This is a genomic window from Clostridium sp., from assembly GCF_016650035.1.
Classification (GTDB): Bacteria; Bacillota; Clostridia; order Clostridiales; family Clostridiaceae; genus Clostridium_AD.
The window spans coordinates 1-26,781 of the sequence record NZ_JAENWM010000055.1 but is presented as its reverse complement, the minus strand read 5'-3'; the positions used below and the strand labels follow the sequence as shown (position 1 = coordinate 26,781).

24 protein-coding genes, 1 tRNA gene, 1 riboswitch and 1 other annotated feature are annotated in these 26,781 nt (G+C 31.8%); of the genes, 17 read left to right on the top strand and 8 right to left on the bottom strand.

Annotated elements, in window-relative coordinates; genetic code table 11:
* The first annotated feature begins 357 nt into the window (after window positions 1–357).
* Together JJD95_RS13150 and speE are read left to right on the top strand one after the other, a co-directional pair.
* Complete coding sequence (locus JJD95_RS13150) at window positions 358–3,786, top strand: pyruvate carboxylase (RefSeq protein ID WP_291643481.1); 3,429 nt, start codon at window positions 358–360, stop codon at window positions 3,784–3,786.
* Between the two features lie 171 nt (window positions 3,787–3,957).
* Entirely contained in the window at window positions 3,958–4,830 is an 873-nt protein-coding gene (speE, locus tag JJD95_RS13145; RefSeq protein WP_291643480.1) for a polyamine aminopropyltransferase, read from the top strand.
* A 62-nt stretch (window positions 4,831–4,892) separates the two neighbouring features.
* Here speE and JJD95_RS13140 read toward each other — a convergent pair whose 3' ends face one another.
* The gene (locus JJD95_RS13140) at window positions 4,893–5,240 is read right to left on the bottom strand and encodes a hypothetical protein (RefSeq protein WP_291643479.1); all 348 of its coding nucleotides are present in this window, start codon (window positions 5,238–5,240) and stop codon (window positions 4,893–4,895) included.
* A 313-nt stretch (window positions 5,241–5,553) separates the two neighbouring features.
* Window positions 5,554–5,858, top strand: a binding site (T-box leader).
* 52 nt (window positions 5,859–5,910) lie between these two features.
* Between JJD95_RS13140 and trpE the strand changes: the two genes are divergently transcribed.
* The 11 genes from trpE (at window position 5,911) to JJD95_RS13085 (ending at window position 15,172) form a co-directional block, all read left to right on the top strand.
* Window positions 5,911–7,341, top strand: coding sequence for an anthranilate synthase component I (gene trpE, locus JJD95_RS13135; protein WP_291643483.1), 1,431 nt, complete (start codon window positions 5,911–5,913; stop codon window positions 7,339–7,341).
* Complete coding sequence (locus JJD95_RS13130) at window positions 7,341–7,928, top strand: aminodeoxychorismate/anthranilate synthase component II (RefSeq protein WP_291643478.1); 588 nt, start codon at window positions 7,341–7,343, stop codon at window positions 7,926–7,928. The genes trpE and JJD95_RS13130 overlap by 1 nt, the downstream gene beginning before the upstream one ends.
* Window positions 7,909–8,910: an anthranilate phosphoribosyltransferase gene (trpD, locus tag JJD95_RS13125; protein WP_291643477.1), complete on the top strand. Its 1,002-nt coding sequence runs from the start codon at window positions 7,909–7,911 to the stop codon at window positions 8,908–8,910. The genes JJD95_RS13130 and trpD overlap by 20 nt, the downstream gene beginning before the upstream one ends.
* Window positions 8,907–9,674, top strand: coding sequence for an indole-3-glycerol phosphate synthase TrpC (gene trpC / locus JJD95_RS13120; RefSeq protein WP_291643476.1), 768 nt, complete (start codon window positions 8,907–8,909; stop codon window positions 9,672–9,674). Before trpD ends, trpC begins: the two co-directional genes overlap by 4 nt.
* On the top strand, window positions 9,667–10,272 hold the full coding sequence (locus JJD95_RS13115) for a phosphoribosylanthranilate isomerase (protein WP_291643475.1): 606 nt from the start codon (window positions 9,667–9,669) through the stop codon (window positions 10,270–10,272). The genes trpC and JJD95_RS13115 overlap by 8 nt, the downstream gene beginning before the upstream one ends.
* The gene (gene trpB, locus JJD95_RS13110; RefSeq protein ID WP_291643474.1) at window positions 10,262–11,437 is read left to right on the top strand and encodes a tryptophan synthase subunit beta; all 1,176 of its coding nucleotides are present in this window, start codon (window positions 10,262–10,264) and stop codon (window positions 11,435–11,437) included. Before JJD95_RS13115 ends, trpB begins: the two co-directional genes overlap by 11 nt.
* Window positions 11,434–12,225 (top strand): tryptophan synthase subunit alpha, encoded by a 792-nt coding sequence (trpA, locus tag JJD95_RS13105; protein ID WP_291643473.1) that lies wholly within the window; start codon window positions 11,434–11,436, stop codon window positions 12,223–12,225. Before trpB ends, trpA begins: the two co-directional genes overlap by 4 nt.
* A 148-nt stretch (window positions 12,226–12,373) precedes the next feature.
* Window positions 12,374–12,796, top strand: coding sequence for a hypothetical protein (locus JJD95_RS13100; protein ID WP_291643472.1), 423 nt, complete (start codon window positions 12,374–12,376; stop codon window positions 12,794–12,796).
* A 147-nt stretch (window positions 12,797–12,943) separates the two neighbouring features.
* A complete protein-coding gene (locus tag JJD95_RS13095; protein ID WP_291643471.1) occupies window positions 12,944–13,393 on the top strand; it encodes a MarR family winged helix-turn-helix transcriptional regulator in 450 nt (149 codons plus the stop codon).
* 41 nt (window positions 13,394–13,434) lie between these two features.
* Window positions 13,435–14,850, top strand: coding sequence for a potassium/proton antiporter (locus JJD95_RS13090; protein WP_291643470.1), 1,416 nt, complete (start codon window positions 13,435–13,437; stop codon window positions 14,848–14,850).
* Between the two features lie 118 nt (window positions 14,851–14,968).
* Window positions 14,969–15,172, top strand: coding sequence for a hypothetical protein (locus JJD95_RS13085; protein WP_291643469.1), 204 nt, complete (start codon window positions 14,969–14,971; stop codon window positions 15,170–15,172).
* A gap of 169 nt (window positions 15,173–15,341) precedes the next feature.
* On the opposite strand, the gene JJD95_RS13080 is transcribed toward JJD95_RS13085, so the two are convergent.
* Window positions 15,342–16,199: a hypothetical protein gene (locus tag JJD95_RS13080; protein ID WP_291643468.1), complete on the bottom strand. Its 858-nt coding sequence runs from the start codon at window positions 16,197–16,199 to the stop codon at window positions 15,342–15,344.
* Between the two features lie 352 nt (window positions 16,200–16,551).
* Between JJD95_RS13080 and JJD95_RS13075 the strand changes: the two genes are divergently transcribed.
* Window positions 16,552–16,929, top strand: coding sequence for a hypothetical protein (locus tag JJD95_RS13075; RefSeq protein WP_291643467.1), 378 nt, complete (start codon window positions 16,552–16,554; stop codon window positions 16,927–16,929).
* 241 nt (window positions 16,930–17,170) lie between these two features.
* Here JJD95_RS13075 and JJD95_RS13070 read toward each other — a convergent pair whose 3' ends face one another.
* The 3 genes from JJD95_RS13070 to JJD95_RS13060 all read right to left on the bottom strand — a co-directional run bounded on the left by JJD95_RS13070 (window position 17,171) and on the right by JJD95_RS13060 (window position 19,570).
* Complete coding sequence (locus JJD95_RS13070) at window positions 17,171–17,518, bottom strand: hypothetical protein (RefSeq protein ID WP_291643466.1); 348 nt, start codon at window positions 17,516–17,518, stop codon at window positions 17,171–17,173.
* 232 nt (window positions 17,519–17,750) lie between these two features.
* A complete protein-coding gene (locus tag JJD95_RS13065) occupies window positions 17,751–19,139 on the bottom strand; it encodes an MFS transporter (RefSeq protein WP_291643482.1) in 1,389 nt (462 codons plus the stop codon).
* A 346-nt stretch (window positions 19,140–19,485) separates the two neighbouring features.
* Window positions 19,486–19,570 (bottom strand) — tRNA-Leu (locus JJD95_RS13060).
* Window positions 19,571–19,820: 250 nt separating this feature from the next.
* On the opposite strand from JJD95_RS13060, the gene JJD95_RS13055 reads away from it, so the two are divergent.
* Window positions 19,821–20,786 carry an AEC family transporter gene (locus tag JJD95_RS13055; protein WP_291643465.1) on the top strand — a complete coding sequence of 322 codons (966 nt, stop codon included), beginning with the start codon at window positions 19,821–19,823 and terminating at the stop codon, window positions 20,784–20,786.
* Between the two features lie 129 nt (window positions 20,787–20,915).
* The gene (locus JJD95_RS13050; RefSeq protein ID WP_291643464.1) at window positions 20,916–21,830 is read left to right on the top strand and encodes a gamma-glutamylcyclotransferase; all 915 of its coding nucleotides are present in this window, start codon (window positions 20,916–20,918) and stop codon (window positions 21,828–21,830) included.
* A 107-nt stretch (window positions 21,831–21,937) separates the two neighbouring features.
* Here the strand turns inward: JJD95_RS13050 and JJD95_RS13045 are convergent, their stop codons facing one another.
* A complete protein-coding gene (locus JJD95_RS13045) occupies window positions 21,938–23,581 on the bottom strand; it encodes a M20/M25/M40 family metallo-hydrolase (RefSeq protein WP_291643463.1) in 1,644 nt (547 codons plus the stop codon).
* A gap of 279 nt (window positions 23,582–23,860) precedes the next feature.
* Between JJD95_RS13045 and sigG the strand changes: the two genes are divergently transcribed.
* Window positions 23,861–24,634 (top strand): RNA polymerase sporulation sigma factor SigG, encoded by a 774-nt coding sequence (sigG, locus tag JJD95_RS13040; protein ID WP_291643462.1) that lies wholly within the window; start codon window positions 23,861–23,863, stop codon window positions 24,632–24,634.
* Window positions 24,635–24,672: 38 nt separating this feature from the next.
* On the opposite strand, the gene JJD95_RS13035 is transcribed toward sigG, so the two are convergent.
* Together JJD95_RS13035 and JJD95_RS13030 are read right to left on the bottom strand one after the other, a co-directional pair.
* Complete coding sequence (locus JJD95_RS13035; RefSeq protein WP_291643461.1) at window positions 24,673–26,028, bottom strand: PFL family protein; 1,356 nt, start codon at window positions 26,026–26,028, stop codon at window positions 24,673–24,675.
* 10 nt (window positions 26,029–26,038) lie between these two features.
* Window positions 26,039–26,308, bottom strand: a complete 270-nt coding sequence (locus JJD95_RS13030) for an ACT domain-containing protein (RefSeq protein WP_291643460.1) — start codon at window positions 26,306–26,308, stop codon at window positions 26,039–26,041.
* Between the two features lie 68 nt (window positions 26,309–26,376).
* Window positions 26,377–26,506: riboswitch (glycine riboswitch) on the bottom strand.
* Window positions 26,507–26,781: the final 275 nt, after the last annotated feature.

The window sequence follows — 26,781 nt, the reverse complement described above, 5'->3', positions numbered from 1 at the left end:
TTTCTTTTTTAAAAAAGTAAAGCACGCGGTAGGTCTGTTAAGCTTACCCAAAATCATACTTTTACAAAAGCAAAGCACCAACAATTAGTTGGTGCTAATGTTTCACATGATTTGGGACATTTTCAAAAATGCTTGACATACGTAGTTATTAAAACTATGTATTATTTATTTATTTATTTATTTATTTATTTTCTGCTAAAGTTCTAATAATTATTCTTTAAGCTATCTTTTACTATTTTTATAAAAATATGATTGTTTGAAAAAAATAAATTGCATTTTCACTAAAAATACTGTATCCTATTAAATAATGATAATGAATAATAAAGTGAGTTAAAGGTTAACACAGGGGGTATTAAAATGAAAAAATTTAAAAGAGTACTAGTAGCGAATAGAGGTGAAATTGCTATAAGAATTTTTAGGGCCTGTCATGAGCTAGGAATTCGTACGGTGGCAATTTATTCTAATGAGGACAAATATTCGCTATTTAAAACTAAGGCAGATGAAGCTTATTTAATTGGAGAAAACAGAAGTCCTGTTGATGCTTATCTAAACATTGAAGAAATAATCAGTATTGCACTTAAAAAAGGGGTAGATGCCATTCACCCTGGGTATGGATTCTTATCTGAGAACCCAGAATTTGCAAAGAAATGTACAAGTGCGGGTATTGAATTTATAGGACCTACAGCGGAAATGATGGATAAACTAGGAGATAAAATTAAATCTAAGATTGTGGCAAAAGCAGTAGGAGTTCCTACTATACCCGGTGATGAAAAAAATATTGAAACAATAGAGGACGCAAAGAAACTGGCAATTAAATGTGGATATCCGATTATGCTAAAGGCAGTTGCTGGTGGCGGTGGACGGGGTATGAGAATTGTAAGAAATGAAGAAGAACTTGCTTCCTCTTATAGAAGTGCTAGAAGTGAGGCAAAAAAAGCATTTGGTATAGATCAGCTTTTTATAGAGAAATATCTTGAAAAGTCTAAACATATAGAAGTACAGGTTCTTGGAGATAAATATGGCAATATCGTTCATTTACATGAAAGGGATTGTTCTATTCAAAGAAGGCATCAGAAGGTTGTAGAGTATACTCCTGCCTTTTCAATATCGGAGAAAAAAAGAAATGAGATCTGTAATGATGCCTTAAAAATAGCTAAATCAGTAAATTATATAAGTGCTGGAACCTTGGAGTTCTTAGTTGATACCAATGGAAACCATTATTTTATAGAAATGAACCCTAGAATTCAAGTTGAACATACCATTACAGAAATGGTAACAGGTATTGATATAGTACAAAACCAAATACTTATAGCAGAAGGTTACGCACTAAATTCCTCTGAAATAGGGATTAACTCTCAGGAAGATGTTAAAGTTCGCGGTTATTCTATTCAGTGCCGCATAACAACAGAGGATCCTTCTAATAATTTTGCACCAGATACTGGAAAAATAGAAGAATATAGAACAGGTTCTGGCTTTGGAATAAGGCTAGATGGTGGTAATGGGTTTGCGGGAGCGGTAATTAGCCCTTACTATGATAGTCTTCTTGTAAAAAATATTTCATGGTCTAGGACCTTTAAGGATACTATAAAGAAGTCCATAAGAGCTATTGAAGAAACTAAAATTACAGGAGTAAAGACTAATATAGGTTTTCTAATTAATGTATTGAATCATCCTACTTTTTTAAAGGGGGAATGTAATACAGATTTTATTGAAGAAAATACTGAGTTAATATCCATTGCACCTAAGGCGGATGAAGAAAGTAGAGTGCTGAAATTCATTGGAGAAAAAGTAGTGAATGAAACTAATGGCATTAAAAAGCTTTATGATGTGCCACTTGTTCCTAAAATTATAATGCCGGAAAAATTGAGTGGAACAAAACAGATTTTAGATATGCAAGGAACAGAAGGTCTCTTAAAATGGGTTAAAGACCAAAATAAATTATTGCTAACAGATACTACCATGAGAGATGCTCATCAATCCTTAATGGCAACTAGAATGAGAACAAAAGATATGTTAAAGATAGCAAAAGCTACATCTCTTTATGGAGCAGATTTATTTTCTCTTGAGATGTGGGGTGGGGCTACTTTTGATGTAGCATACCGTTTTTTAAATGAATCCCCATGGGAAAGGCTAATAGAACTACGATCCAGAGTTCCTAATGTGCTTTTTCAGATGCTACTACGTGGTGCAAATGCAGTAGGCTATAAAAATTATCCGGATAATATAATTCGTGAATTTATTAAAGAGTCTGCAGATACAGGTATTGATGTTTTTAGAATTTTTGATTCTTTAAATTGGCTAAAAGGAATGGAAATATCAATAGATGAAGTTCTTAAAAGTGGTAAGATTGCAGAAGCTTGTATTTGTTACACAGGTGATATCTTAAATAATAAAAAAGATAAATATAATTTAGATTATTATATTAAGCTAGCAAAGGAAATTGAAAAGACAGGAGCGCATATTTTAGGAATAAAAGATATGTCTGCATTACTTAAACCACATGCTGCATTTAAGCTTATTGATGCACTAAAGAAAGAAGTAGGGATACCTATTCACCTTCATACTCATGATACTACAGGTAATGGAGTTGCTACAGTTTTGATGGCGACGGAAGCAGGTGTTGACATTGTCGATACTGCTTTTAATAGTATGTCAGGACTTACAAGTCAACCAGCTTTAAATTCAGTTGTTGCAGCACTTAAGAATACTGATAGGGATACTGGTATAGATCTCAAAGGAATTCAGGAAATTTCAGACTATTGGGATGCAGTAAGGCCAGTTTATTATCAATTTGAATCGGGACTTAAATCTGGTTCCGCTGAAATATATCGTTATGAAATTCCAGGAGGTCAATACTCTAATTTGAAACCTCAGGTAGAAAGTTTTGGACTTTCACATAAATTTAGCGAAATTAAAGAAATGTACAAAGTGGTAAATGGTATGGTAGGGGATATTGTAAAAGTAACACCATCCTCTAAGATGGTTGGAGATTTAGCAATATTTATGGTTCAAAATGATCTTACACCGGAAAATATATACCAGAAAGCAAATAATATATCTTTCCCAGATTCCGTTGTAGCATATTTTAAAGGAATGATGGGTCAGCCAATGGGTGGCTTCCCAGAAAAGCTACAGAATTTAGTTTTAAAGGGAGAGATTCCAATTACATGTAGACCTGGTGAACTACTCCCAGATGAGGATTTTAGTGTGATAGAGAAACACTTAACAGAGAAATTTAATATTACCCCTGATAAAAAAGATTTATTAAGCTATTCATTATATCCTGAGGTATTTGACGGCTATTTAAAATACACTAAGGAGTTTGGGGATTTGAGTAGAATCGGAAGTGATGTGTATTTCCATGGTCTAAATGAGGGTGAAACCTGTGAAGCTGAAGTTGCTGATGGAAAAGCTTATATGATAAAGCTTCTAAAAATCGGTAAATTAGATGTAGAAGGCAACAAAGTTGTTGCTTTTGAGGTGGATGGGTATAGAAGGGAAATAAAAATAAAAGATAGACTTAATAATAATTTGAAAGAATTCAAGGCCACGGAAATGGCAGATTCAGAAAATCCACTAGAGATTGGGGCACCAATACCTGGAGTTGTTTTAGCCATTCTTGTAGAAGAAGGCGATACAGTAACTGAAAATCAGCCATTAATGACAGTGGAGGCTATGAAAATGGAAACACGAGTAAGTTCCTCTATATCAGGTGTGGTTGAGTCAATTAATGTAAAAGAAGGACAACAGGTAAAGGCCGGAGAACTTTTAATAAATTTAAAATAGTATCCTAGAAAAACAATCAATCTACAGGGCAATTTTAATTGTCCTGATTTTTTGTTTGCTCAAAATCAATATATAATTAAAGTAAACGGAACTTATTCAAGTTGAATTTTAAAATATGTATGATATAATTTATACAAGCGAGAGCACTAGATATATATTGGAGGAATTATTATGAAAACGAATGAATTACCAAAGTATTTTAAAGAAATAGATAATGAACTATGGTTTGAGGAAGTTGAAGTTGAGAAAAAGGATCTAAAAATAACTTATAAAATTAATAAATGTTTTTCATATTCAAAATCCCCTTATCAAGAGGTAGCTTTGATTGATACTGCTGCATTTGGTCCATGTCTTGTGCTTGATGGTGTAATGCAGACGACATCTGCAGATGGTTTTATATATAATGAAATGATTACTCATATCCCGGTACTTACTCATAAAAATCCACGAAATGTCTTGGTAATTGGTGGAGGGGACTGTGGAGCAGTAAGAGAATTATCAAAATATAAAGAACTTGAGACAATTGATATGGTTGAGCTTGACGAATTGGTAACAAAAGAATGCATAAAATATCTTCCTGAAATAACTGGAGTTTCCGATTTTGATAAAAGAATCAATTTTAAATTTGGAGATGGTGTTGAATATGTAAAGACTACTGATATTAAGTATGATGTAATTATGGTTGATTCTCCAGATCCAGAGGGCCCAGCTAAGGATTTGTTTGGTGAAGAATTTTATAAAAACGTAAAGAAATCATTAAATTCTGACGGAGTAATGGTATGTCAAAGTGAATCTCCAATGCTTCATCGTAATATAATTGAGAATACAAGAAAGATATTGAAGAATAACTTTAAATTTGTAAGGACATATATAGCATTTGTTCCAACTTATCCAGGAGGATTATGGAGTTTTACAATGGCATCTGATGTTTATGACCCTATCAATATGGACGTAAATAGATTGCCACAAGAAACTCGTTATTTAACAAAAGAAATTGCTAAATCTTGTTTTGATCTTCCGAATTTTATTAGTGACCTAAAATAAAAAAAGCAAGCACTAATACCTGTGAGTATTAGTGCTACTTTTATTATTCTTTTTAAACTTTTTTAACTGCATCTAAATATTTCTTTTTGATTCTCTGCAGTATTGTAATTATAAAGCTCTACAAGTTTTTCTCCTTTAGAATCTATGTGTATTTTTTCTTCATATATAATAGTTACATTATTATTATATTTAGTGTTACGAAGTCCACTTTTTGAAAAGGCTTCATCCTCTTTATATTTTATAAAACCTGATTTTTTTAGTTTCCCTAGGTGGAAAGCAAATTCTTGTTTTTTCTGTTTTTCATCTTCTTCTGTTAATTTGTATTCTTCCATTTCAAATGACATCCCTGGCAAATTATCAGCATCATAAATGTCAATTAGCATCTCACGTTCTAATGTATTCAATTCCATATAATCCCCTCTCACTACAATATTAATGATCATGATTCCGTTTATAATTTTAAGACAAGCTACGCAAAAAGCTTGACAATATATATATATTACTTAAAATCTGTATTTATTCCTATCATGAATAATTAATTTCCATATTTGTTATTATACTACAAACACAGTGTTTAATTTGTAGTATTGTAGTGATATTAACAATAAATGTTCAACAAATTTCAACAATATTAACACCAAAGGTCTATTTTTTAAAAATTCAAAATTTTTATAATAATAAAAATACTTATTGACAAGTATTAATTAAAGATGTATCATAATAGCAATATCAATGAGCAGAAAGAGTAAATAATGGAATTTAGTTTAAGCGAATCTAGGGTGGTGAAAGCTAGGTACTGTAGCCGTTATTGAATGGTTCTGTGAGATGTGATGCGAAGTAGTAGTAGCATTAACCGGAGAGTCTACCGTTATATAGACAGGGTATCGAGCAATCTGTACCTGATAAAGATAGTTATTTAGGTGGTACAACGAAATTTTACATTTCGTCCTTTAGTAGGATGGAGTGTTTTTGTTTTTTTGTAGCACAATAGCTAATATGGGTGGCACCGCGGTCACTTCGCCCCATTACTGGGATGAGGTGTTTTTTGTGTTGAAAAAAAATATAGAGGGGGTAATTATAGTGGTCAATCTAAATGAAAGTGAATTTAGCAGTAAAAAAAATTTAGACGCAATTTTTCCAATGTTCATTAAAATGAATGGGGATGAACTCACACCTGTAAATATTTTTTATAAATTGTGTGGAGAATATAAGTTTTTATTAGAAAGTGCTTCAAATGCCAGCGATGAGGGAAGGTATTCTTTTATGGGAAGCAACCCTTATATGAGGATCAGCAGTCAAGGTAAAAATGTAACTATCACAAAAGATGGGAAAGTGAGGAAAGAAAAAGGTAAGATACTGGATTATGCGAAAGACCATTTACTTAAAAATCATGAAAAGTTAGATTTAGATCTGCCTTTTAGTGGAGGGGCAATAGGGTACATTGGTTATGACGTGATTAGACAATATGAGAAATTACCTGACAATAACCCGGATGAACTTAATTTACCGGAGGCCTCCTTGCTTTTCTATAATGAGTTCATTTGTTTTGATCATTTTAAAAACGCCTTAATATTAGTTCACAATGTGTTCCCTGAAGAGGATGAGGATTATGATACTGTTTTAGTTAAATTAAATGAAATGAAAAGGGTAATAAACGAAGAGCATCCCAGTCATAAATTAATTAAGACATCGCAAAACAAACAGATTATTTCTAATTATGAAAAAGAAAATTTTTGTAATATTGTTAATAAGGCAAAGGAGTATATCGCTTCTGGGGATGTGTTCCAAGTGGTGTTATCTCAAAGGCTTAAAATTAAAAATGATGTAGATCCATTTGAAGTATACAGAGAGCTTAGGCGAAGTAATCCATCACCCTATATGTTTTATATAGATTTTGAAGACTATAGGATTGCCGGAGCTTCCCCAGAAAGTCTAGTTAAAGTTAAAAAAGACAAGGTAATAACAAATCCTATTGCTGGCACAAGGCCAAGAGGAAACAATTCAAAAGAAGACCAAAAACTAGCAGAGGAATTGTTAAAGGATGAGAAGGAAAGAGCGGAACATTTAATGTTAGTGGATTTAGGTAGAAATGATATAGGAAGGATTAGTGAACTTGGTTCTGTAAAGCTTGATAAATTTATGGAGGTAGAACTCTTTTCTCATGTAATGCACATATGTTCAAAGGTGTCAGGAACTTTAAAGAGTGGACTAAATTGCTTTAATGCACTTTCATCTTGTTTACCTGTAGGAACAGTTTCCGGAGCGCCAAAGATAAGGGCTATGGAGATTATTGATGAACTTGAGAATGTACGTCGGGGTATATATTCAGGAGCTATTGGTTATTTTTCTCATGACGGTGATATGGATACTTGTATAGCCATAAGAACCATAGTATTCAAAGATGATTTTGCTTATGTTCAAGCTGGAGCAGGAATTGTTCATGACTCAATACCTGAGAATGAATATGCTGAAACACTAAATAAAACTATGGCTTTAACGGAGGTATTGTAATGATTTTAATAATTGATAATTACGATTCTTTTACCTATAACCTGTACCAATATGTAGGGGAAATATACAAAAACGTAAAAGTTTTAAGAAATGATGAATTTACAATTGATGGACTAAGAAAGCTGCCATTAGAAGGAATTATTATTTCACCAGGACCAGGAAGACCAGAAAATGCTGGTCTGTGCATTGAAGTTATAAAGGCTTTTGAAGGTGTAATACCAATTATGGGAATATGTTTAGGACATCAAGCTATAGGTAAGGCCTATGGTGGAAAAGTTATAAGTGCACCGGAGATAAAGCATGGGAAAACTTCTATTATTAAACATAACTTCGATGGCTTATTTAAAGACTTAAAGGACAATTTAAAAGTGATGAGGTATCACTCATTAATTGTTGAAAGATGTACACTTCCAGAAATATTAAAGATAACTGCAGAAACGCAGGATGGTTTAATAATGGGAGTTGAGCATAAAGAATTCCAGATATATGGACTTCAATTTCACCCGGAATCCATATTTACGGAGGAAGGGAAAATAATAATTAAAAACTTTGTGGAGGTGGTTTGTAATGTTAAAAGTGATAATTAATAAAATTATAGCTAATGATAACCTAACAGAAGAAGAAGCTTATATTTTTATGAATGCAATAATGAAAAGTGAGGTTACGCATGCTCAAATAGGAGGTTTTCTTGTAGGTTTAAGAATGAAGGGGGAGACTATAGAGGAAATAACAGGTTGTGCAAGAGCTATGAGAGATAATGCAAAGCGCTTAACTTTAAACAGCGAATATACTATTGATACTTGTGGAACTGGTGGAGACGGTGGGAAGACTTTTAATATATCCAGTGCCTGCGCAATAATAGCAGCAAGTGGTGGAGTTAAAGTGGCTAAACACGGCAATAGGGCGGTTTCTAGTCAAAGCGGAAGCGCTGATGTTTTAACTGAACTTGGAATTGATATAAATGTAGAACCAAGCGCTGCAGTAAAATTAATCAAGGAGAAGGGTATGGCTTTTCTGTTTGCTCAAAGTTATCATTTGGCTATGAAAAATGCTGCAGTGGTAAGAAGAGAGTTAGGCACTAGAACTATTTTTAATATTTTAGGACCACTAACAAATCCAGCTTTTGTAAAAGGTCAAATCCTTGGGGTTTTTAGTAAAGAGCTAACAAATCCGTTGGCAATGGTTTTAGAAAAGCTTGGGGTGGAGAGAGCACTTGTAGTACATGGAGTAGATGGATTAGATGAAATAACTACTACGGGATTAACATTTGTCAGTGAATTAAAGGATGGTATTGTAACAAATTATAATATATATCCAGAAGAATTTGGTGTTAAAAGAGCGGCAGTTAAGGATATACTTGGTGGAAGTATAAAGGAAAATGCAAATATAATACTAAATATTTTAAATGGCGAAAAAGGTCCTAAAAGAGACATTGTAGTAATAAATGCAGCTGCAGCATTATATGTAGGGAAAAAATGTGAAAGCTTAAAACAGGGAGTTACCTTAGCTGTGGAATTACTTGATTCAGGAAAGGCCTATCGCAAACTTCAGGAACTAAGATTATCATGAATATATTAGACAAAATAGTTCAAGATAAAACAATTCAAATTGAAAGAGAAAAAATCCAAAGACCTGTGCAAAGTCTAATGAATTTAGAATCTAGGGAAATGAGAGATTTTGAATCAGCATTTAGGTCAGATGGATTATCCATTATAGCTGAGGTAAAAAAGGCTTCGCCGTCAAAGGGAATTATTGATAAGAATTTTGACCCCGTAAGGACAGCACTAAACTATGAAAAATATAAAGTAGATGCTATTTCAGTTTTAACAGAAAAAAAATATTTCTTGGGAAATAATGGTTATATAAAAACAGTTAGAGAAAATTCGTCTAGGCCTATATTAAGGAAAGATTTTATTGTAGATAAATATCAAATATATCAATCTATTGAACTTTATTCAGATGCTATTTTGTTAATTGCTGCAATACTTAAGGATAAACTAAAGTCTTATTATGAACTTGCAACGTCCCTTGGGCTTCATTGCTTGGTAGAGGTACATGATAGAGCTGAAGTAGAGCTTTCTCTAGAATGCGATTGTAAAATAATCGGAATAAACAATAGAAATTTAAACGATTTTAATGTTGATATTCATACTACAGAAAAATTAATGAAGTATATACCAAAAGACAAAATTGTGGTATCTGAAAGTGGCATAAATTCTATTGATGATCTTGTGTATTTAAGGTCAATTGGAGCTGATGCTGTGCTTATTGGAGAAGCTTTTATGAAAAATCCAGACAGTGTAGGCACATATCAAGGGGTATGCCATGACTAAAATTAAGATTTGTGGAATTAGAAGGCCTCAAGATATAGAATATTTAAATGAGCTCCAGGTAGAATATGCAGGCTTTGTCTTTGCTAAAAGCAAAAGAAGAGTGAGTATGGAGGAAGCACTTTGTTTAATACAAAAATTAAGTGCAGACATAAAAAAAGTAGGAGTTTTTGTAGATGAGGACCCATTAAAAGTCATAGAGATTGCAGAAAAGTTAAAGCTTGAGGTACTTCAGTTTCATGGGCATGAAACTCAGGCATATATTAATAAGTTTGAGGGTTTTGAAATTTGGAAAGCTATTAAAATTATTAGTTCTAAGAGTATATCAGAAGTTAGAAATTACAAATGTGAGAGATTTCTTTTGGATAATAGTATTTCAGGTTCTGGGGAAATCTTTAAATGGGAACTTGTACAACAAAAGGTTAAAGGGTCACAAGTAATGCTAGCTGGTGGATTAACTAGTGAAAATGTAGCTCAGGGAATAATACAGCTTACACCTTACGGGGTGGATGTATCCAGTGGGGTAGAGACACATGGATTTAAAGATTATGAAAAAATTAAAAAATTTATTAGGAAGGTGAGGGAATTACATGAAAGATAAATTCGGAAAATTCGGAGGACAATACGCTCCAGAAACAGTTATGAGTGCAGTTATAGAGCTTGAAGAGGAATATGAAAAGGCGATTTCAGACCCTGAGTTTATGGAGAAATATAGATATTACCTAAAGGACTACTCAGGAAGGGAGACCCCACTATATTATGCAGAGCATCTTACAAAAAAATTAGGCGGAGCAAAAATATATTTAAAAAGAGAGGATTTAAACCATACAGGAGCTCATAAAATTAACAATGCCCTAGGTCAAATACTACTAGCCATAAGAATGGGAAAGAAAAGAATAATAGCGGAAACCGGAGCAGGTCAACATGGAGTTGCTACAGCCACAGTAGCTGCTATGTTTGGTCTCCACTGTGAGGTATTTATGGGTGAGGAAGATATACAAAGGCAGTCTTTAAATGTTTTTAAAATGAAAATACTTGGAGCTAAGGTTACTTCAGTTACCACAGGTACCGGCACTTTAAAAGATGCAGTTAATGAAGCTATGAAAAATTGGGTTGCAAATGTTTATGATACTTTTTATGTTATAGGGTCTACAGTAGGATTGCATCCATATCCAACTATGGTAAGAGATTTTCAACGGGTTATTGGAGATGAAGCAAGAAGGCAAATATTGTGCAAAGAAAATAGATTACCAGATTATATTGTAGCTTGTATTGGTGGTGGAAGTAATGCTATGGGTATATTTTATCCTTTCCTTGATGATAGTGATGTAAAACTTATTGGAGTTGAGGCCGCAGGAAAAGGGCTTAATACCGAACAGCATGCTGCAACGATATCTAAAGGGGATATAGGTATAATTCACGGAATGAAGACTTATGTGCTTCAAGATGCTGATGGTCAAATAATGCCTGTATATTCAATATCAGCAGGGCTAGATTACCCTGGGGTAGGACCGGAACATGCACATTTACATGACATTAACAGGGCGCAATATGTCTCGGCCACAGATGATGAATCTATAAATGCCTTCATGGAGCTTTCAAAATTAGAAGGGATAATCCCTGCCATTGAGAGTGCTCATGCTGTTGCTTATGTTATGAAACTCGCTCCAACGCTACCAAAAGATAAAATAATAATTATTAATCTTTCAGGACGAGGCGACAAGGATATAAATACTGTTGCACAATTAATGGGGGTGAAATTATGAATAGAATAGTCCGCAAATTTAATTATCTTAGGGATATAAATAAAAAAGCGTTTATACCGTTTATAACTGCAGGAGACCCGGATTTATGTACCACTTTAGAATTAACGTTAGCGCTTGAAAAAGCTGGGGCGGATATAATAGAAATCGGAATTCCTTATTCAGATCCTATGGCGGATGGTCCCGTGATACAAGCTTCCTCCACAAGAGCCTTAGCAGGTGGTACTAAAATAAGTTCAATAATGGACAAAGTAAGTGAAATAAGAGAAAAAACACAAATTCCACTAGTATATTTACTTTATTATAATTCAATATTCAAATATGGACCTGAAAGATTTTTAGAGCAGTGCCAGAAGGTGGGTGTTGATGGTTTAATCATTCCCGATCTTCCATTAGAAGAGAGATCTGAAGTAATAGAAATTGCTGATAAGTACGATATTTGCATAATCCCAATGGTGGCACCAACCTCCAAAGCTAGAATTAGTGCGATAACTAATCTGGGAAAAGGTTTTGTATATTGTGTTTCCGTGAATGGAGTAACAGGCACAAGGCAAAATATTACTACAGATATTAAGGAATATATGGAGTTAATTAAAAGCTACACTAATATGCCGAGGGCTCTTGGTTTTGGTATCTCTAGTGCCGAAATGGCAAAGGCTTATGTCCCATATTGCGATGCTATTATTGTGGGAAGTGCAATAATAAAATTGGTGGCCGAAGGTGGAACGCAGGAAGATATTATAAAAAGAGTTTATGATTTTGCTGTAGGAATAAACAATGCTGTAAAATAAATACATGGTGCCACCCACGTGGCAAGTGGCATGTTTAGTTTATATTGTAACTTAAATAAATTTTATATGATTTTGTGATAATATAGATTATACTATATTTGGATATGTATAAGCTTATTATACCTATAAAAGTATGGGAGATGATATTGTGAATTATAAAGTTGTTTATTTTACAAGAAATGGTAGCAGCAAGAGGATAGGTGAAAAAATAGCAAATAAACTTTCCTGTGAGGTTATAGAAATCACAGATAATATGAATTGGAAGGGTATTTTAGGATATATAAAAGCTGGATACTATTCTTCGAAAAATAAGAGCGTAGATATAAAAATTAATGGTGATTTAAGCAATACTGACGAATTTATTGTAGTAACTCCGTTGTGGGCTGGTGGGGCATCACCCGCTATTAGAACTTTTTTAAAAACAACTTCATTAGATAAGATACATCTAGTTGTAACATCTATGGGTAGTAATATAAAAGATCGTTTGGGATTTAAATCAGTTAGTGATATTGTGAAGAGTAAAAAAAATGAAGATGTTATAATTGATAATCTTGTAAAGAGCTTATTATAAAAGCACATTCCATAGTAACTTTTATCTTCTTATCTTAGGATAAGGAGATTTTTTCGTTTTAAAAACAATTTACATATGCAACATAATATGGTATAATTCATATGTGAACAGTTAATATATGAAATATATATAATTAAGGAGATAATTATGATTGATGTACAATTTCAAGAAAAACTCATTGAAGTATTAAAATCTGTTAATGGAAAGATTAATGTAATTATGCGTGATTTTTACGAACCATATGGCTTAACATCTGTACAAGCTAGTGTATTATTAGAACTTCATAAAAATGGAGAACAAAATATTACAGATTTATGTAATCATCTTTATATGGGAAAGAGCAATTTATCTCCATTATGTAAACGTATGGAAAAGAGTGGATTTATAGAGCGTGTTAGAAATTTAAAAGATGAACGCTACGTAAACATTAAAATGACGGAATATGGTGAAAAAATAATGAAAGAAGTGACAAAAACATTATCTGAAAGTATTATTCCAACATTAAATGAAATAGAAGAATATAAAAAAAATAGAATTGTGGAGGGATTAAATATTTTAAATGAATGTTTATCTTTAGGGTCAAATAAAAATATTTAAGTAAAACCAATTATGAAATATAGAAAGGAAGTGATTAACACATGATAATGCCTTTGATTATAGCCTCAGTTGTTGTATTAATATGTATATTTTCAAGTAAAGTTTTATATAGATTTGGAGTGCCCTCATTGCTTATTTTTATTTTATTAGGGATGATATTTGGTTCGGAGGGAATTGTAGGAATCCCATTTGAAAATTATCGTATTGCGGAGCAATTGGGATCGATTGGTTTGATATATATAATTTTTTACGGTGGATTTTGTACGAATTGGAAAGTAGCAAAGCCAGTTGTGGGTAAAGCTGTATTAATGTCAACTTTTGGGGTTGTTATAACAGCAGGAATTACAGGTTTGTTTTGCACTTTAGTTCTTAAGGTATCTGTTTTAGAGGGATTACTTATTGGATCAATAGTATCTTCAACTGATGCAGCAGCAGTTTTTTCAATTTTACGTTCCCAAAAACTAAATTTAAAAGATGGGCTGGCATCAATGCTAGAAATAGAAAGCGGAAGCAATGATCCCTTTGCTTTTATGCTTACAATAACAATTTTAAGTTTAATAAAAGGTGGAGGAGAACAGTCGACAATGCAAATGTTGATATTTCAAATATTCTTTGGATTATTAGTTGGTGTTGCATTAGCAAAAGTAAGTTCATGGATATTAAAAAATATCGCATTTGAAATAGAAGGACTATATCCAGTGTTTGTAATGGCAATAGCCATCTTATCATATTCCCTGAGTTCGTGGATTGGTGGTAATGGATATCTAAGTGTATATATTGCAGGTATTATAATTGGAAATAGTAAAATCCAATATAAGAAGAGTTTGGTTAAATTTCTAGATGGAATATCATGGCTTATGCAAATAATGCTCTTTTTTATATTGGGTCTGTTGTCTTTCCCTTCTCATCTGCAACCAGTTCTACTGTCAGGAATTCTAATTTCGGTGTTTTTAATTTTTGTGGCTAGACCTATTTCAATATTCGGAATACTGAGCTTTTTTAAAATTCCCTTAAAACATAAATTGTTTGTTTCATGGGTTGGAATTAGAGGAGCGTCATCTATTGTTTTTGCTATACTCGCTGTAACTAATGAAGCGGTTATACAATCTGATATTTTTCATATAGTATTCTTCATAGCGCTATTCTCAGTTTTGCTGCAAGGCACTTTACTTGCGCCGATTGCAAAGAAATTAGAGCTTGTTGATAATGAGTCAGCAGTTCTTAAGACATTCAATGACTATCAAGAAGAATCAAATACAAAATTAGTTGAATTAGAAATTACTTCAGAAAGTAAATGGCTTAACAAAACCATAATGAATGCAAGTATACCAGAGGAGATTTTGGTTGTAATGATAAAACGTGCAGATAATGTAATACACCCTAAGGGAGCGACAATGATTAAAATTGGGGATATACTAGTATTAAGCGGAGATAACTTTGATGATATGCTAATGTAGATATCCTAATACTTATGTATGTATTTAATATTATATCTGTTTTAAAAGAAAATTGTGGTATACTAATGTTAAATCATGTAAATCTTATTAAAAAAAATATAGTTTTAGGAGGTACATAATGAAATTTGGAATGAGAAAACCCAGCTTAAAGAAAATGATTAGCAGTAGAACTAGTGTAAAGAGAGTAATACGTCATAATTTAGGGGTAAAAGCTCCACGTGGGTTTGGCTGGTTTACGAATCCTAAAAAAGCCGCCTATAACCGTGTCTATAATCGTACAAGTTTTAGTATTTTTGATGTAATAAAGAAACTTTTTAAATAGAAATTTTGGTGCTACCCATGTGACGGGTGGGTAAAATACGATATACATAAAGAAAAAATGACTTAGCGTATACTATATACAGCTAGGTCATTTTTTAAATATTTGGTTTTGGTTATTTATCATATGTTAGAGAAATACGAATCATTTACCGAAAAATACTATTGATTTATTAATTCATAGGTGTAAGGTTACCATAAGTTCCATCAAATACATTCCCATTGTTTTGATTCACAAAGTACCATCCCCTGGTTGTTGTGTGATCAACAACTACATCATAAACATGTATAACAAAATATTTAACTCCATCCACGGTTTCTTCATGATCAAATTGACTTATAGTTTTTGAATCTGAATCTTTAAGTACAAGCTTTCTAACTATATCCTCTGCAGATTTAGTAGTTATATTACTAGCATCAGCCTTTTCTTGAGTTTCTTTAGCCGCTTTTTCCTGTTCTTCTTTTAATTTTTGGGCTGCAGTTTCTTCCTCAATTTTCTTATCTATAGTATCTTTAATCTTTTTAGCATTTTCGTTATTGATATCAACTTTAAATACCTGGGCTATATAATTGTTAGCTTCATCATAGTTATTAGCTTCTAAAGAAATATTGGCTTTACTAATATTTAGTGCCACATATTCTTTAGTGCATTCATTAATCTTATTTTGAGCATCGGTGTAGAACTTATCACTGTCTTTTCCAATCTTATTAAATTGATCTATTGACTCTAGATATTTTTTATCATTCATTAATCTTATGCCCTCATCATAGACTTTATTTTCTTCTGTTAAGCTTTGAGCAAGCTTAATACTATTCTCTATGTTGGAATCGTTCTTATAGCTTAGTGACTGCTTATATAAATCTATAGCCTTATCGTATTCACTATTTTCCATATAGCTATTTGCTTCTTTAATTAAACCATTGTACTGTTTGATTTTGGTATATTTGTATCCACCAAATCCTACACCAATAATTACAAGCAACGTTAATACTGATGTGATAACTATTTTTTGCATATTCCACTTTTTCATAATAAAGCCTCCTGATTAACGGAATTATTTATAAATTAATTCCACTTTACTTATAAAGAAATTATAACATAAAAATTATCTTATATTACCAATATTTTTATAAAATATATAAACTTTATTTGGGCTTCAATCTTGGTGAGAATAAGGTTTCTGACGTAGAAGGTTTATGAGCTATTCTTAGAACTTTTTACGGAATTTTCGGATTTAGAAGGTGAAAATAGTTTTTTGTTGAAATAAGTACTGATATACTTTTCGAAATATAGTATGATTATATAGTAATTTTAGCTGTTCATATATAAATGATAAGTCACAGTGGTATTTTATAATTAACTAGTAAATAGGGGGATTCAAAATGGGAAAAAGAAAAAATATCATAATTAACGGATATATAAAAAGAATAGGAATAGGATTACTTGTGAGTTTAATGATTGTAGTAGCTATATGCTTAATTAATAGCAACTATAGAAATGTTGTAAGCTTTTCAAATGTATTATTTTATATTGGGCTAATAGAACTTTGTGCTTCAGGTATAATTTTTATTGTGGATACGATGGGTAAAAGGAAGATTTCTTATCAACATGTAAGAACATCTTCTGATGAAAGTATCCAAAAGCGTAACAGTAATGACATGGATAGCACTGAACAAAGGTTTAAATTTGTTATTTATATGAGCATTATGGGAGCATTAATGATGGGCTTTAGCATTGTTTTAGCTTATTCATTAATATAACGTTCTACTGGAGGAATTAGAGATAGCCTTTCTAAGGGGCATGATTACAAGGATATAATTACAAATTTTATTAAATTGGTTAATAGTTGCGAATACGCAGCTAATGGAAAGGTTTTTGCTATAGGAAATGCAACAAGAAAAGCATTGATGAAGTATCTATAAGTTAATTTGATAAAAATAAATGAACAACTGTTATAGCGGTTGCTCATTTGTTATATTAAGCTATTATTTATAGGAATCTTTAGCCACATTTATATGAATTTTTTTGAGTTTCTGAATTACTGTGATTATACCATTCTACTAATTTTATCCCTTTAGAATCTACATGTATTTTATCTTCATAAATTATAGTTACATTATTCTTATATTTAGTGCTACGAATTCCATCTTTTAAAAAAGCTTCTTTTTCTTCATATTTTACAAAACCTAATCTTTTTAATTTTCCTAAATAAGAAGCAAATTCTTGTTTCTGATCTTTTAGGTCTATTTCTGTTAATTTATAGTTTTCAATTTCAAATTTCATTCCTGGCAACATATCAGCATCATAAATATCAATTAATATCTCACGTTCTAATGCATTTAACTCCATATAATTATCCACCCCTCGTATAATTAATTCTATTATAAGAATTTGAATTATATTTATATTATACTATAAATCATGTCATTTTTATGCAATATTGTGATGTTATTAACATAAATCGTTTTACAAATATCAACAAAATAATTAAATATAACAAAAAAATAGTGAGTTTTGTATAGTTACACTTAAATTATGCAATGCTACATTGAAACTAAAATAATAAGACACTATCAAAGATTTAAAGCTTTGATAGTTCCTTTTTAGCAATCTTTTTTTGAATATTCTCAATGCTGGATCTATTAAGAGTATAGCGTGAGATGCTTGAAAATGCGGCTATAAAGGTTAAACCTGAGCCTATGCTTAGAATTAAACCAAGAATAATTACGGTGCTTTCAGCTTGAAGGGGCAGATTGGCATCGAATTTAACTAAATCTAATATAAAACCTATAAATAGCAAGGCAATAGATTGAGAGAATTTATAAAACAATGTTAGACAACCGTAATAGCTTCCCTCAGCTCTTTTTCCAGTATTAAGCTCATCTAAATCAATGATATCTGCAACCATTGAAAAAGGCAAAGTAAGTAATCCTCCTGTACCAAAGCCTGCAATTATTGCAAAGGGAATGAAATATAATGCATTACCCATTACATGGTTCTTTATAAGCACTAGTATAAGAAAAAACAAGCTACTTATAAAACAAAGTATAAGACCTAGGATCATTGAAGGCTTTTTATCTAATTTTGCAGATATTAAGGACCATATAGGCTGAGAAAGTATGGAAACAAGAAGCTGTATTCCAATGATAAGGCCGATCTGCTGACTACTTAGGAAAAATGTATAGGTAAACACGTGTAATCCTGTATTTGCAAACAGTGCTGTAGCTATGTTTGTAAACATATGTGCAAAAGCTACACATCTAAAGCTTTTGTTAAGAAGGATTTCCTTAAAGGCTGACAGTGCAGTTTTTATATTTGTATCACTTGATTTCTTCTGAACATGTTCATTTAGGATTGGGATATATTTCTTTGTTGAAAAAAAGCAAACAAAGGCAAAAATAATAATTAAAATTGAGGAAAAAATCCCCATAGAACTATAGGAACCAGGATTTAGTTGACCAGAAGGGAATTCTGGAGTAGGTTTAAAAAAAACAAACATTCCAAAAACTGATACAAAAGCAAGACCAAGAAGAAAGAAAACAGTTTTAACACCTTGAATGTTAGTTCTTTCATTGTAATCATTAGATAGTTCAGCGCCAAGCGCAGTATAAGGAGTTGTATAGATTGTGCCGAAAGTTTTGATAACTAAAATTAGAATAAATATAATGGAGAAAGTTGCATAATTTGATAAGTTGGGTCTTATATTCCATAAAAGGTAATTGGATATTCCTAGTCCTATACCTCCTATAAGTATATATTGATGTCGCCTACCGAAAATTTTAGATTTAGTCATATCTGAAAAGTATCCCATTAAAGGGTCAGTGATGGCATCCCAAATTATACTTAGGCTTACAGCTAAACCTACAAGACTACCAGGGAGATTAAGAATAACTGTACAGTAGAAAACTAGATACGCTGCTATAGCTTGATTATTAATCCCTATGCTGAAGTTTCCAGACCCATAGCCTATTTTATCTAAAAATGGGATTTTTCTTTGGGTATTGCTTTTAGGTTTAATCTAGATAACCCCCTTATTATACATTTATATGGTTTTTCTTGCAAAAATTACATACACTATATTGAATTAACTTTTGAATTTTGATTTATCTATGAATTAATATTAACATATTTATACATAAGAGTAAAACAGTTTATATGTTTTTTATATGCAAAATAATATAACAATAACGAAAATTTAAATTTAATTGTAGGTAAGATTTTATCAATAATGTAAGATATATTCAAAAAAATCATTTATACAATTAACAAATAAACTCTAATTATTCAATAATGAATAATTAGAGCTTATTGATTTCTGGTGCAGATGACAGGAATCGAACCTGCACGCCGTAAAGCGCTAGACTCTGATTCTAGTGCGTCTGCCAATTCCGCCACATCTGCATAAAGGGGGATTCATATTTACTTTAACTAAGTACATTATATACCTTTTTTCTAATTATGTGTAAAATATCTATAAAAAAATTATCAAAGATTTAAATCTCCCCAAAAACTATATATTTTTGATAATAATGGGGTATACTTAGTGTGAGACATTTAGACAAGCTATTATTAACATTGCAGAAGCTATTATTTTATATTAATATAATGTAATTTCATATGGCAATTAATATTGATATAAAAGGAGTTATAAATGGATATAATTTTTCAGATTTTAAGCCGCAATATTTTCCCCGTTTTTATATTGATTTTTCTTGGGTTTCTCTTAAGTAGAAAATTCAAATTAGATATAATGACATTAAGTAAACTCAATTTTTATATTTTTACACCAGCCTTTATTTTCCATAATATATACAGTAAAGAGATTCCTTTGGAGATGGTTAAGGTTTTTATATGTGCAGCTGTGTTTATGGTGGTTAACTATTTGGCAGCTATAGTTATAGCTAAGATAAGGAAATATGACAAATCTAAAACAAACGCTTTCAAAAATTCGTTGATGTTTTATAATTCTGGAAATATTGGACTTCCTCTTGTTACACTTGTCTTTAGTGGTGCAGATTATATTACTAATGGAACTAATCCTTATTTAAGCATAGCGGTTACAGTGCAAATTATGGTACTTGTTTTGCAAAGTATCACAGTGAATACTATAGGTTTTTTAAATGCTGGAAATGAAAATATGCACTTTAAAGATTCTATGAAGAAAGTACTGGGTATGCCAGGTATCTATGTAATAATTCTTGCTTTTATGTTTAAAATGATTCCTTCTTATGATTTAAGTAAATCAGTAATTTGGCCTGCTATAATATATATAAAGGATGGACTTATTCCAGTAGCGTTAATGACGCTTGGTGTTCAGCTTTCCAAAACATCTTTTAACTTTAAGGATAAAGAGATTTATCTAGCTTCTGCCATGAGGCTTGTAGGTGGACCAATATTTATTTACTTCTTAATTATTATTTTCGGATTTCATGGAGTAATTGCACAAGCCTTAATGATTTCATCTGCGGTACCAACTGCAGTGAATACTTCCTTAATTGCTGTTGAGTGTAACAATAGTGTGGATTATTCCACCCAAATAGTTGTAAATTCAACGATATTTAGCTCCTTGTCTCTTATCATAGTTATTCTACTTGCTAGAATTCTTTTTCCTGTTTAATAATAGCAAGTTCAGTCTTATTAGTTTTTATATAATATGTGTTTTTTGAAAAGTATTGTATAAGGTTGGTTGATGATATATAATTTGTCTAACACTTTGAAAAATAATAATTTATGGAGGTATACTATTATGATAGATAAATTTGAGGGTAATAAAGGAATAAAGATTTTTGCTTATGGAACTCTTATGAAAGGTTACAGTGATAATGGAAAATACTTATCAGAAGCTAAATTTGCAGGACATTTTGTAGCTGATGGTTTTCAACTATATGATTTTGGAAATAATGCACAAATAATGTATAACGAAATTGATAAGGTTAAAGGTGAAATTTATGTTATCGATAGAGAGACATTAAACAAATTAGATTCATTTGAGGTAAAAGGCAATTTATTTGCAAGAAAATTAATTAGCGTAGTTAACGTTAATAATAATGATGATGTTCAAGAAGCTTATACTTATGTGTATAATAAGGATCTTTCAAAAGAAGTTGAAGTTAGTAATGAAAATAAGGCTAAGACAGCAGTAAAAAGAAACGATTATGTTTGGTATGCAAGCTATGGATCTAACATGCTTAATGAAAGATTGTCATCTTACATTAAAGGTGGAGTTTGTAAATTTAATGGTGTGAATTATGGCGGTTGTAGGAATAAATTACTTCCAAAGGATAGTAGATCAATAACTATTCCATATAAAATGTATTATGGAAATGAAAGTGCTTCCTGGGGTAATGGTGGAGTCTCATTTTTAAATACTAATAGTAGGGGACAATCAATAGGTAGAATGTACCTAGTTACTGAAGAACAATTTGAAGATATTGCACGTCAAGAGGGAAGTGAAGAGAACTGGTATAATCAGATCCTTTCCTTAGGAGAGCACAATGGTATAGAAATTGTTACAATTACCAATAAAAATAAAAGACCTTATAAAAACCCTTCCGATAATTATTTTAGGGTAGTTAGAATGGGAATAAAGGAAACATATCCTAATATGAGTGAATTTGAGGTAATGAAGTATTTGGTACAATGTGGATTAGAAAAGAAATAGCATCCAGGTTGATTTGAAAATGGAAAGTTTAATGAAAGCAAGTGTGGGGAACTACCGAATTTGGCAGTTCCTTTTTATGCAATAAAATAAAAAAAATGTGAAATAATTTATTTGTTAAATATATGATTTATTACACCTGCTATTAATTTTGGAGTCTGATTTATTACATCATTTTCCAAAACTCGTTCTGTGAATTTATGCAAATCCTTTCCTCCGGGTCCTATATTTATACTTGGAATGTTTAATAGTGATATTGTTTCAAAGGGGATATCGTACATAGTTCCCCAAAGGGGCATATTGGATTTTACATGTGGTATTATATTTTGGCTTTCGCAAAGGGAGGTATAACTCATATCAGAAAGGCCCATAAAATAGTTTTTCTTACTGTAAATTTCATTGCACAATTCATCTGCAATTCTAATTATAGTGTTGTCAATATCACATATACTTTTATCTAAATCTGTAAAATTGTCAATAGATACATGAGGGTAATAAGGGGGAGAAAATGCAATTACTACAATTGGCGCTTTATCTTCAATATATTCCAATGTTTTACCAATTATGGCTAGATTGCTTTCGGGAAGACTAATGATGTCATTTTTTATATCCATGGCTAATTTATCAAGAGTTAAACGATAGTCTTCGAGAAATTCATCCCCAAAATTTGAAATAGCTTCTTTGTATATTTGCGCAAAAATTTTAACATTGGATTCCCAAGGTAGTTTATGTTGGGATTCATTTTTCTTAGTTAGATAAATACTGTAGTTTCTATTCATTTGGCATAAGACACTTTCAAATGCATCTTTAGAAAGTTTTAGTAATTGGTCTAATATTACCTTTGGTGTTCGCTTTAGTGTTAATATACTAAAATATCCGCCGCAAGATTCAGGTATAGAGGCATCATAACGTTTTTTTTCATCTCTAAAAAAGCCCCAGGATGGTGGCGGCGACACTTCATCTGCTGCATCATCTGAGAAATCTGGATTAAGTTCTGTTACACTTACAATTTGGGATAATAACGGGATTGGATTAAATCCCTTGAAAACATCACCAATATGCGCTTTTTTACCCCTTACATACACCACGGGCATTAATTTTCCAACAGAGCCCGTATGGAAAAATCCTGCATTAGTCTCTGATTTTTGGTGTGGCTCTGAATCAATCAAGAGTGTATAATTTAAATCATGAATATCTTTGATAGTCTCCAACAGTTTTGCGCAATTTCGCATCCCCTGTGATAAGGATTCCTCATCTGGAACCGATATGATCAAAATATTGCCATTAAGGGTTTCTTGTTTTGAATACTGCTCAATAAGTGACATTTGAATTGCAATACCTGCTTTCATATCTGCAGCACCTCTTGCGAAAATCCATTCTCCACTATTTAAATCATCTTTAACTTCTTTTTCTAGATTAACATTTTTAAGCATTGTTCTAAGTAAATCCGGATCATAGGCATAATCTTTTAGAATATGATAATCATAAGAATCTACAGCATCATGATGAGTAAGAAGAATTACAGTTTTTTTACCTTCTCCTTTAATAAGCCCCCACACTATAGACCGTTTTAATGAATCATCCACAAGGGGATAGCACCCTAAGTTATTTACATTGTGCTTAAAATAGTCTAATTTTTGTAACCAGTCATAAATGTATTTTTCTATGTCTAGCTCAAGTGATGTGCCTGTATCGCTCTGTATTGAAATTAAATCAAACAGAATATTTTTAATTTTACTTTCAGATTCTAACATCTAATTCCTCCTGACATTTGAAAGGTATTAAAACAATAAATTATTAAATAAAGTTTTGTTTTGTTATATTATAAATATATTTATAATATAAATATCTTTATATTAGTTTACCATAAGTATAGTTTTATCCAAAACCCATAGATGCTTTTATCACTCATTAGTTTAATTTTTTATTTTGATATTAAAATTTTAAAAATTTTGTAAGGTTGTCTTTAGTATAAGAACTAAATTAAAAGGACATAATTTAAATGCAATTACTCTGAAGGGAATGATGACCTTATGATGTTCAATAAAGTAGAAATATGTGGAGTAAATACTTCAAAATTGCCTGTATTAAAAGAGAAAGAAAAGAAAGAATTACTATTTAGGATACAAAATGGCGAATATGAGTGTAGAGAAAAATTTATTGAAGGAAATTTAAGGTTGGTTTTAAGTGTTATAAAACGCTTTAATAACCGAGGAGAGAATGTGGATGATTTATTTCAAGTAGGTTGTATTGGCCTCATGAAATCCATTGACAACTTTGATTTAAGTCTAAATCTTAGGTTTTCAACATATGCAGTTCCTATGATTATTGGTGAAATAAGAAGATACTTAAGAGATAATAACTCTATAAGAGTTAGTAGATCATTAAGGGATACTGCGTATAAAGCATTACAAGTTAGAGATAGATTGGTTAATCAAGACAATAAAGAGCCGACTGTAGCTCAAATAGCAAAAGAGTTAGAAATCCCTCGAGAAGACGTGGTATTTGCTTTAGCTGCTATCCAAGATCCTGTATCTTTATTTCAACCTATTTACCATGATGGTGGAGATGAAATTTACGTAATGGATCAAATAAGCGACACTAAAAACTTAGATGATAGTTGGCTTGAAAATATATCAATTAAAGAGGGGATGAAAAAACTAAACGACAGAGAAAAGTTAATCTTAAATTTAAGGTTCTTTAATGGAAGAACTCAAATGGAGGTAGCGGATGAAATAGGTATATCCCAAGCACAGGTATCCAGAGTTGAAAAAAATGCATTAAAACACATGCGAAAGTATGTATAGGGTCCCTTAATGGGACCCTCTTTTGATTTGGATTTAAGTTAATTCTTAAAGCTATGAATAGGTGCAGGAATCCTTCCACCGCGGTTAATGAAGTCTACACTTGAGAATTCGCTTACCTTCATAACAGGTGCACGTCCAAGAAGTCCTCCAAATTCTACTGTATCTCCAACTTTTTTACCTGGTGCAGGTATAAGTCTAGTCGCAGTGGTTTTATTATTAATCATGCCAATTGCACACTCATCCGCAATAATTGCTGAAATTGTTTCTGCAGGTGTATCCCCTGGAATAGCAATCATATCCAATCCTACTGAACATACACAGGTCATAGCTTCAAGTTTCTCAATGTTTAAAGCACCTTTTTCTACGGCTTCAATCATTCCTTCATCTTCGCTTACAGGTATAAATGCACCACTTAATCCACCAACAGAACCAGAAGCCATTACTCCGCCTTTTTTAACAGCGTCATTTAACATGGCTAATGCACAAGTTGTTCCATGAGTTCCAACCACTTCAAGTCCAATTTCTTCTAGGATTCTAGCAACACTATCACCTACCGCAGGTGTTGGTGCCAAGGATAAATCTACGATACCAAAAGGTACATTCAACCGCTTAGCTGCTTCCATTCCAACTAATTGACCCATTCTTGTTATCTTAAAAGCAATTTTTTTTATTTCTTCAGCTACAACACCAAAATCAGCGCCTCTTACTTTTTCAAGGGCAACTTTCACAGTACCTGGACCGCTTATTCCTACATTTAAAGTGCTCTCAGGTTCAGTTATTCCATGAAAAGCTCCTGCCATAAAAGGATTATCATCTACGGCATTGGCGAATACTACAATCTTTGCGCAACCAATCCCATCTCTATCGGAAGTAAGCCTTGCAGTTTCCTTAATAATATGACCCATTTCGCGAACCCCATCCATATTGATTCCAACCTTAGAACTTGCAACGCATACAGATGAACATACTCTTTCAGTGACTCTCATAGCTTCCGGTATAGAGGATATTAGTCTATGATCACCAGTAGTATATCCCTTTTGGATTAAGGCAGTAAACCCACCGATAAAGTTTACTCCGAGTTCCTTTGCAACTTTATCTAGCATTATGGCATACTCTACATAGTTTTCGTCCTGAGACGCTCCTGCAATCAAAGAAATTGGAGTAACTGAAATTCTTTTATTAATTATTGGAACTCCGTATTCTAGCTCTAAATCTTCTCCTACCTTTACTAAGTTTCCTGCAGTTCTCATAATCTTATCATAGATTTTCTGTCTGGCCCTTTTGCCATCTGAATCACAACAATCAAGTAGTGATATTCCCATAGTAATTGTTCTAATATCTAACTTTTCATCATCTAACATTTTTACTGTTTCCATTATTTGATTAATATTCATGGTCTACCCCCTATACAAGATGCATTGAATTAAACACATTCTCATGTTGTATTCTTATTGAAACTTTTAAAATTTTACCGGTTTCAGTAAGAATGTCGTTTAGTTCTTTTAAAGAAAGATTAATATCAGATAAATCTACAAGCATTACCATTGTGAAAAATTCATCCATAATAGTTTGATTAATATCCAAGATATTAGCATTTTTTTCGAATAATAGCGTACTTACATTAGCAATAATACCTACTTTGTCTTTTCCAATTACAGTTAATATAGCCTTCATTTCTTAGCCTCCTATATTTTTAAACACAAAAAAAATCGAATAGAATAATACCCGACCCTTGAAATCAATATTATTCCCCTGTCCTTTTACCTGAGAGTTTCATTAGTTTTCACTAAATTAATTATTGTTCACTAAATTAATTAGTCTTACTAACTTTCTCCTTCGGTGCTCTAATAGAGTCTCTCCAAGGGCTCGTCCTGCAACAGTCATCACCATGCGGTACCTGAAAGTTTTACTTCTTCGGTGTATAAATGATCTATACTCTCCTGCTACAATCATCCGAACTATTTAATTTTAAATTAATATTCTTATTCTACCAGTTATATTTAATAATTACAATGAAAAACTGATTATGACAGAGCTGAAGCATGATTTTTTTTAAAAGCACTAATTTAACTTAAAATTATAAATTACTATTACTATTTGTGATTCGCAGATTTTTTTATATAATATTGCTGATAAAATAAGTTTCA